Below are 5,420 nucleotides of genomic sequence, written 5' to 3'. Positions count from 1 at the left end.
CGGCCTTGGGTGGCCATGGCGCATTGCCGGGCTGGTGTTGCTGGTGCCGCGCTGGATGCGCGATCTGGTGTATCGATGGGTCGCGCATAATCGGTACAGAATTTTCGGCCGGCGAGAGACCTGCTGGATTCCCAACGCGGAATATGCTGATCGGATTATGTGATCGCAGGGTCCTCTTCAGCCGATTTTGCGGACAAATTGAATGGCTACCGAGCGCAAAAGAGCACGTCTCCCGATATCGACCCTTTGTGGCTGTTCAGCCGCCGATTTCCTGATCCCAGTTGCAGTCGGTCGGCTTTCTCATCCTCGACGCTCTGATCTGACCGATAGGCAAAATTCCGGTTCGGAATTTGGATATGTCGACAGCTGTCAATAACGCGCATCGCCTCTTAACCAGACCTGATCATTCACGTCGGATCTGACCACGTCCGGCCCTGATGGAAGCTGCCGATCAGCCTGCAGCAAGTCGGGCCGTCGGCAGCGGCGCCAAGGGCACCGGTCAGACCAGAAACGGTATGGTACTACCAGGCTGTTTGGTCGCCGCCATGATTGCGATCGCCGCAAGTGGCAACGCGAGAAGCGAGATGGGCAGGAAGAAGAGGCCAGTCGGAACGACAAGAGGGCGGCAGTAGTGCAAAACCGTCTCAAGTGGCGAGACGGACGGTAAGAAGAACCTGTGTATGGTCTACTCAGACGGGCTTCGGCAGAACACGTAGCAGCAACCACCTACCCCAAGCACGCACTCGCGACGTTTGACATGACGCTCATGCACCGCCCGCAGCGGTCGATCTCGGATCCCGCGAAAAGGTGGCAGGCTTCAGGTCTGTCATCGATGATCTGATCTAGGCAGTGACCTAGCCACTTGCCAAATCAAGCGGCTTTCGAATGGACCACGGCATCGAAGCCCCGACTAATCAAACAAAATCCGGAAACGGAGGGTGGCGGTAACAATAACATATGTTATTGTTATTCTATATTATCCTTCACCTCCTGGAGATCGTCTGATGCCACGATCGGTGCAAGAGCGCCTCGCAAGTTTGGAAGATGCGGCCCTCGGCTTCGAAGGCGCTATCTATGCGCTTCATGATTTAATCGCACACTGGCTCGCCTTGGCTCCGGAGGCCGAAGTTCGACGGACAGTTTCAAAACTGAAATCAGGCGCTGAGGAATTGAACCCCTCGCTCGGGCTGCAGCGTATTGCAGGGTACCGAGAAGAATTAGCTTCGATCGAGCAAGAGATTGAATATGCTCGGGAAGCGCCCGCTGGAATATTGGCGCGTTTACGGCGGATCTGACGTGAGTTCGTCTGATCTCCAAATCGCCATTCCCTAAACCACCCTACTTCCCATTGATCTCATCGGCTGCTACTTTCGGCGCTCTTTTATAGGATGAGCGCCGATGAGTTTGATTGTCCGCATCCTTGATAAGATGGATCAGCAGATTTCGCTCGCTTTGGCAGATGGTCGCCGTCCCGACTATTTCGTCCTCCGGGAAGAGGAGTGGGAAGAGATCAAGGAGCGGCTTGCAGGTTTAGAGGGAACGATCGCCAAGGAATTTGGCGACACCTACCAAGGCGTTCCGGTTAAGACCGGTTTTCTTGGCGAGGATGACCTTGCGCGGCTTATCACTTCCCAGCATTCTGAAGGTGTGCGTTTTCTTTAATCCGGGGTGACACAATGTCCCGGTTGCATGGTAAAAACCCGCTCAATCGGATGGTTAGCGTCATGCCTCCCGCTTGTTCACATTCGCCGACGCGACGCATCAGCTGTTTAATCCCGCAGTTAATGGTGCGATCCGTTCGCTGGAATGTAAGGAGGCACTGTGGGACAGATACGCCGCAAGAGCGCCGCGGCCACGCCCGCCGTCCAAGCAGTACCAACGTGTCCAATTCGCCGACCAGCCGCGAAAGGGCGCGAAGCGTCAAGCGTTTCGGTCCCACTTCAATGTGTCTGCTATCGCGGCAAGCAGGACATGGGATTTTTCCATTTGCGCCTCGTCTCCGTCTGACGCCTCTGCGATGCTGGCCTGAACTTCGAGCGCGGTTTCCACGATATCGATGGCAAGGTCATTCGTCAGGACAGACTGCTCAATGAGCCCGTGTATCAGGCTTTCAACAAGCAACAAGGCAGCTTGCCCGTGTGGCTCGAAAGGCGATTGGAGCGACCCAAAGGACTCGTTCTCATCATCATCATGCACGGGCATCTCAGCGCCTTTTTTTCAGGCGAGAGACTGATTTCTCCGCCGCCGGCGCGTGACTCGATACTCGACGACGAGGGCAGTATAGCGAATGACAGCACCGATGTCATCGCATTAATCAACAAATGACAATAACTTTGGGCAATATTCAATTTTGGGGGATACGTGTATGCGATGAGGATGGCGAACAGGTTCGTGAACAAACTCAGCGAACTGGTCGCGCTGACGACAGATGATGTCGCAATGTTGGAAGCAGTCACCGCTCGAAGTCGGAAATTTGCCGCTCGGCAGGATTTAATCCGCGAAGGTGACAGGCCCGGCCCGGTGTTCGTGGTGCTCGAAGGCTGGGCTTGCCGTTACAAGATACTGCCGAGTGGAACGCGGCAGGTGATGGCGTTCCTGATGCCTGGAGATTCCTGCGATCTGCACGTGAATATTCTCGCGGAGATGGATCATAGCATACAGGCAATTTCGCCGGCGACGATAGCGACTATTTCGCGATCCGAAATGCAGGCAATGCTGGACCATTACCCGAACATTGCACGGGCCATGTACGCGGCGCAGCTTATCGATGAGGGGACAATGCGCGCCTGGATCGTAAGCATGGGGCGCCGGAGCAGCATCGAACGCGTCGCCCACCTGATGTGTGAACTCTATGTCCGCGCAAGGGGTATCGGCCTAGCTGATGACGATAGCTTCGCCTTTCCCTTATCCCAGTTGATCCTTGCGGACGCGCTCGGAATGACGGCCGTTCATATCAACCGTGTGCTCAAGGAATTGCGACTGCGCGGGGCGATGGAGCTGAATCGCGGCAGCTTGAACATTACTGACCCAGTTGCATTGGTTCAAATAGCGGGGTTTGACGAGAACTATCTTCATCGAAGGATCAACAACACAATATAAACATTGACTATGATAATTATTTGGATTTTTCCAATTTTTGGAAAATTATTGAGCCTATTTTGAAATCGTGACGTATGATGTTGATAGATTTGTAATATTGAAAGATTTCGACACATGAGCATCCTTCGCGATCTGGCAACAGCACGGAGGGCGTCGTGACTGCCATGATGGTGGAGAGCAGCTGGTCGCGTTGCAGGCCACTGCTTGGCAAAGCGGACGCAAGCCGCAGCCGGTCGGTGGCAGATCTCGACCCTTAGGAGACGCTCAGCGATCGGATCCCGGTCCCTAGGTGCAGACCGTCCGGTTCCGGCAGCTCGCGACCAGCTTAAGACATTCAGCGTGGTCGATGCGAGCGTCGGCTTTCGCTGAAACCCGCCATTCGGATCTGGCAAACCGGCCGGTCGGCTTCGCGCCCATTGTCGTCGAACAGCGGCTCATCGTCATTGCTCGGAAGCTGCCGTTCGTTCAGGTGGGACTGGCCCGTCTGACGATGGAAAAGCTGCCGATCGGCAAACGCCCATAGCGGACATGCGCCGCAGGTGGCATTGTCACCCTATGCTGCGAACTCCCCTACTTGCCTTCGCTCTTGGATTGGGCATTGCGCCAACTACGTCGCTCTCGGCTCGGATTTGTCCGGCCGATGGTAAGCTCGCGAGCTTAGTCGCTGCCTCCGATCTCGTTGTGGTCGGCAAGATGGATGTCCCGAGGCAGCGCCTCGCCGATGAAGCGGGCAAGCAATCGCCGGAGTGGCTGGACATTCCCATACAGGTCGAGAGCGTCGTAAAGGGCGGAAGCTTAAGCAGCGCGACGGTTCGATTTTATCCGCATGATGCTGGCTACAAACCCTCAAATGACGCGGTACTGCGCCTCGCAGGGAAACCAGCGATCCTGTTCCTCACGCGCGTGGATGACGGTCCGGTCGGTGTGTATTTCGCGGGCTACACGCCAGATGCCCTGAAGCCCGCAACTGACCTGACGGTGACCGCTGCCCGGGCCGAGGCGTCCCGGCAGGCGCAAATTGTCGCATCTTGGCATGCCGACACTACGCTAGCGGGCTACGCGGAGGTGCGCACACTTATCACTCACCTTGGTCGAGTCAGCGGTAATCAACAGCAGCAGGTGTTTGACCGGCTTGTAGAGCTTGGGGAAGCGGTGGTTCCCGCCATTATCGCCCAGATGGATGATCGACGCGCCTTGCGCACGCGGGAAATTGCTCTCGTAAATCACGCCTCGGACGCTTTCGAAAGAACCCGCCATTACGGCCCAGAGCAAGTTGTTGATGGACTCGATGCTGTGCTCAATCAAATCACCGGCCAGTTCGGGTCGATTGTTAACGGCGGCTCTGATCGGCAGCGCACCGCGACGGTCGCTGGTTGGCGTGTCTTCGCCGCCGATCTTGCATGTAAGGAGGGCAAATAGGGGTTGCTGCCTCCTGCCAACGACCGCTAGCACCCCTTTCAGCCACCAGAGGATGGGGTGCCGGGTTTTGGAAGCGGAACGGCGGCCTTACACAGATTTAACCCGGAAAGAGGGCCGTCGGCAGACGCCCCATTTCAGACCTAGCCCAAAGTGCTATGACACATGAACTCGCTGCCCGGGGTGAATTAATGATGTTGTTACGTACATTGTTGGCCGCTCTCGCTACGTTCGGCATCTCAATAGGCACCCAAGCCCAAGCGTGCTCGATTTTGCGTGACCCTGGAACACAAAAGGCAGAACTTGAAGAAATAGCCAGTAAGGGTGTTGTAGTTCGCGCAAAGGTAATCCGTGGTTTCGATGCCGACAAAAGGCAATCCGAAGTTCTACAGGTGGAATCCATATACGTTGGGAGTGATGTTCCGCGTTATCTATACATTTACAGACCGGAAATTTCATTCCGGCAATATATCGAGTATCACCGCCCTAAAAAATCTAGAATGATAGGGAAAGATCAAGGTACTCCCGTTTGGGTAGACGTCCCTCCGACTTGCCCGGATTTCACGAACCCTCTTAAGCAAGGTGATAGCTATGAGAGGATCGCGCTGGTTCCTGTAACTTCAACCGACGATGATGCCGCGCGGGGGGAATGGACCGTGACATTTTCTAGTGCTTGGATGGTCCGAGAGGGCGCACTCGAAGCTGTCCTTAAGATCGCGAAAGAGCAGGGTCGATTCCACGAAAGACCGCCTAAAAGGCCAGAGTTTGGCGATTGCATGAATTGCTCTGATTATCCTCGCGCGCTTGAGTTCTAGTCCGCGTAGAACGTAAAAAGCTGCCTCTCGCCTAGCCACCCGTTTTCGCCATTCCGGGCGGCGAGCGCTGCGCTCTATAGCCGTCCGTCC

7 protein-coding genes are annotated in these 5,420 nt (G+C 55.6%); 6 read left to right on the top strand and 1 reads right to left on the bottom strand.

Annotation, left to right across the window (positions count from 1 at the left end):
* The 3 genes from QRN25_RS24295 to QRN25_RS24285 all read left to right on the top strand — a co-directional run.
* Window positions 1-163: DCC1-like thiol-disulfide oxidoreductase family protein (locus QRN25_RS24295; protein WP_285021958.1), on the top strand; the 163-nt coding region annotated here is incomplete at its 5' end.
* A gap of 841 nt (window positions 164-1,004) precedes the next feature.
* Entirely contained in the window at window positions 1,005-1,295 is a 291-nt protein-coding gene (locus QRN25_RS24290) for a hypothetical protein (protein ID WP_285021956.1), read from the top strand.
* A gap of 103 nt (window positions 1,296-1,398) precedes the next feature.
* Window positions 1,399-1,662, top strand: coding sequence for a hypothetical protein (locus QRN25_RS24285; RefSeq protein ID WP_285021955.1), 264 nt, complete (start codon window positions 1,399-1,401; stop codon window positions 1,660-1,662).
* Between the two features lie 258 nt (window positions 1,663-1,920).
* On the opposite strand, the gene QRN25_RS24280 is transcribed toward QRN25_RS24285, so the two are convergent.
* Window positions 1,921-2,202 (bottom strand): hypothetical protein, encoded by a 282-nt coding sequence (locus tag QRN25_RS24280; protein ID WP_285021954.1) that lies wholly within the window; start codon window positions 2,200-2,202, stop codon window positions 1,921-1,923.
* Window positions 2,203-2,391: 189 nt separating this feature from the next.
* Here QRN25_RS24280 and QRN25_RS24275 point away from each other — a divergent pair, with 189 nt between their 5' ends.
* The 3 genes from QRN25_RS24275 (at window position 2,392) to QRN25_RS24265 (ending at window position 4,518) form a co-directional block, all read left to right on the top strand.
* Window positions 2,392-3,099, top strand: a complete 708-nt coding sequence (locus QRN25_RS24275; RefSeq protein WP_285021953.1) for a Crp/Fnr family transcriptional regulator — start codon at window positions 2,392-2,394, stop codon at window positions 3,097-3,099.
* Window positions 3,100-3,445: 346 nt separating this feature from the next.
* A complete protein-coding gene (locus tag QRN25_RS24270; RefSeq protein WP_285021952.1) occupies window positions 3,446-3,622 on the top strand; it encodes a hypothetical protein in 177 nt (58 codons plus the stop codon).
* 158 nt (window positions 3,623-3,780) lie between these two features.
* Window positions 3,781-4,518, top strand: coding sequence for a hypothetical protein (locus QRN25_RS24265; RefSeq protein WP_285021951.1), 738 nt, complete (start codon window positions 3,781-3,783; stop codon window positions 4,516-4,518).
* The last annotated feature ends 902 nt before the right edge of the window (window positions 4,519-5,420 follow it).

It is taken from the genome of Novosphingobium sp. fls2-241-R2A-195 (assembly GCF_030209485.1).
Lineage (GTDB): Bacteria > Pseudomonadota > Alphaproteobacteria > Sphingomonadales > Sphingomonadaceae > Novosphingobium > Novosphingobium resinovorum.
Note: the sequence above shows the minus strand (reverse complement) of the source record. Positions and strands in the feature narration are given on the sequence as shown.

What these genes read in the sequence shown, in the direction of transcription:
- QRN25_RS24290 (WP_285021956.1), top strand. Translation starts at nt 1,005, where the DNA reads ATGCCACGATCGGTGCAAGAGCGCCTCGCAAGTTTGGAAGATGCGGCC.
- QRN25_RS24285 (WP_285021955.1), top strand. Translation starts at nt 1,399, where the DNA reads ATGAGTTTGATTGTCCGCATCCTTGATAAGATGGATCAGCAGATTTCG.
- QRN25_RS24280 (WP_285021954.1), bottom strand. Translation starts at nt 2,202, where the DNA reads ATGCCCGTGCATGATGATGATGAGAACGAGTCCTTTGGGTCGCTCCAA.
- QRN25_RS24270 (WP_285021952.1), top strand. Translation starts at nt 3,446, where the DNA reads ATGCGAGCGTCGGCTTTCGCTGAAACCCGCCATTCGGATCTGGCAAAC.